Origin of the sequence: Natrialba chahannaoensis JCM 10990 (assembly GCF_000337135.1) — an archaeon.
GTDB classification, from domain to species: domain Archaea; phylum Halobacteriota; class Halobacteria; order Halobacteriales; family Natrialbaceae; genus Natrialba; species Natrialba chahannaoensis.
The window spans coordinates 1-2,136 of record NZ_AOIN01000071.1 but is presented as its reverse complement, the minus strand read 5'-3'; the positions used below and the strand labels follow the sequence as shown (position 1 = coordinate 2,136).

The 2,136-nt window shown below is 50.3% G+C and carries 2 protein-coding genes; both read right to left on the bottom strand.

What is annotated here, in order from left to right; genetic code table 11:
- Positions 1-458: 458 nt before the first annotated feature.
- Entirely contained in the window at positions 459-608 is a 150-nt protein-coding gene (locus C482_RS21545; RefSeq protein WP_161605604.1) for a hypothetical protein, read from the bottom strand.
- Between the two features lie 46 nt (positions 609-654).
- The gene (locus C482_RS13650; RefSeq protein ID WP_006168230.1) at positions 655-1,488 is read right to left on the bottom strand and encodes a ParA family protein; all 834 of its coding nucleotides are present in this window, start codon (positions 1,486-1,488) and stop codon (positions 655-657) included.
- Between the last annotated feature and the right edge of the window lie 648 nt (positions 1,489-2,136).

Genomic DNA, 2,136 nt, shown 5'->3' with positions numbered 1-2,136 from the left:
AGCTACTGCGGAAACCAGGGAGAGAAGCGCTCAAACACGCTATCAAAGCCACACTGTGAAATCAACAAAGTGCTACACAAGAGCGTTCTTTTCTCTATCTTGTGCTCATCAGTGGAAGACTATAGACCTCTTGGGTGTTCCCAGATTGTTGGACTAGCAACTGCCCCTGTTTGCGATTCGTACTCTGTCACCAAATACATTATTGCTGGTATATATTGAATTGGATTATACTGTATATATTATACTAACTCTCTGATTCTGGTTTGCCTACCGTTCCCGTATCGGACAGGATTGTCATCCCTGCTCCGTCACAGCAACCGTTTGGGTTCCCAATTGGCTGTATCGAGCCACTCGTGCGTTCAATCGCCGCATAAACCGTCCCGCAGCTATCGCAGATCGCGGCAACTTTCTGTTGGTTGTTCCCATCCTTCATTACCTCCTTCAGCACACCAGCGTACTTAGCGCTCTCGCCTGTTGTTTATTTCGCACCTGCTTCCATTTCCTGCCTTCTCTTTGCCTTTCGCCCTCTCTTTCGGCTTCACTTTCTCCCTATTCCCCTCCTTCTTTCTCTGTCCCTTCCTGCTCCACCTTTCATATCTATCAATCATCCTATGTTCTCCCTCAATCTGGCATCAGACACGGATGTGTGGTCTCTCAAATGGATGCTCGTGATTCCTTCTCGACTACATCCGCCAGTGTGGCAAACCGTTCGAGCATATCTGCAGATGAATCGTATGCCGCAAGTGGAACTCCCTCACGATACGACCGCCGGAAGGCAACTCGCTCGCGAATTCCTGGCCCCAGTCCCGACGACTCGTACGCAGTTGCTCTCGTAAACGGCGGCAGGTACGACTCAAACTGACTGTTCTCGAGTGCGTTCAGCACGTGCTTTTCCTCGTTGTCTCCTTTGACTCGGTTTGGCACAATCGAGAGAACTTCAATTGGATCGTATCCCGAGAGCCGTCTGTTCAGTGCAAATAACTGATTCGTTACTGTCCGAAGTAGCGCATCAGCGCTTGGTTTGGACAACTGTAGCGGTACAACTACTTGCCGTGTTGCAACCACTGCAGCGTTCGACAACGGCCCAATTGTTGGCGGCGAATCGAAGACCACCCAGTCGTAGGTTGCCCTAAGCGGAGCAACAATACGCCGGTAGAACTCCGCCTCTCCGTTCTCAGCCTCGTAGAGTTCGTGACTAACGCGTTGGAGTTTCTTATTCGATGGGATGAGATCGAAGGAATTCGGTCCAGAGACGGTTCGTATCAGATCCTCTGGGCTCGTTGAATCTTGCTCGTCGAGTACATGTTTCAGATATTTGTCTGCCACATACACATCATCGAAACCGACGCCATCGGTTGCGCTTCCCTGCGGATCGACGTCAATTAGTAGCACGTCGTTTCCTGCTGCTGCGAGTCGCTCCGCGAGATTGATTGCGACCGTCGTCTTTCCAACCCCTCCCTTCTGTAGCGTTACTGTCACTCCTTGCATCGATTACCTGCTACTCACGCTCGCCGTGCTACGTCTCTTCCAGCAGAGTACCTCTTCTTGATGGCCGTTTCCAAAACACACTATCTATACAGACTGTCTGTTCCCTCTAGTCTTTTCTGGCTGTTCTGGCTACTTGTCGACGATCACTCGCCTGATGCTAATTCTCCTACATTGTATCTTTCTCTTCCCCGTGTCGATTGCCGATTGTTATTCATTGCTCTATTTTGAACGTTGTCTGAGCGAGACGAGTTCCAGCATCTGTTCACATACGCGAACGCGTACAACTAGATATAGAACAGATCGATAGCAGATCATGACTCCGCTCTTTTCCAAAGAGAGAACCAGTGCTCCTAACGAAAACCACTATTACACCGCCGTATCGTATTCGCCCACTCGGTGGACTCGTTTCTCAACTACTGGTCAGAAACATCTATTTATTGAACACTGTTCTATTTCACCACGCATGGCACTCCCTGCCTTTGGCGGTTCAGTTCGTAGGCCTTAAGTAGTGGTCGGGGACTACAAAGTAATAGACGGAAGATGAGGATCTCACCCCTGCGGTCCGCCGTACAGATGGGATCTGATGTGAGCTTCGACAGTTCGGTGACGCCCGATCGGTTCACGATCGTGGATGGTCACCGAACGTGG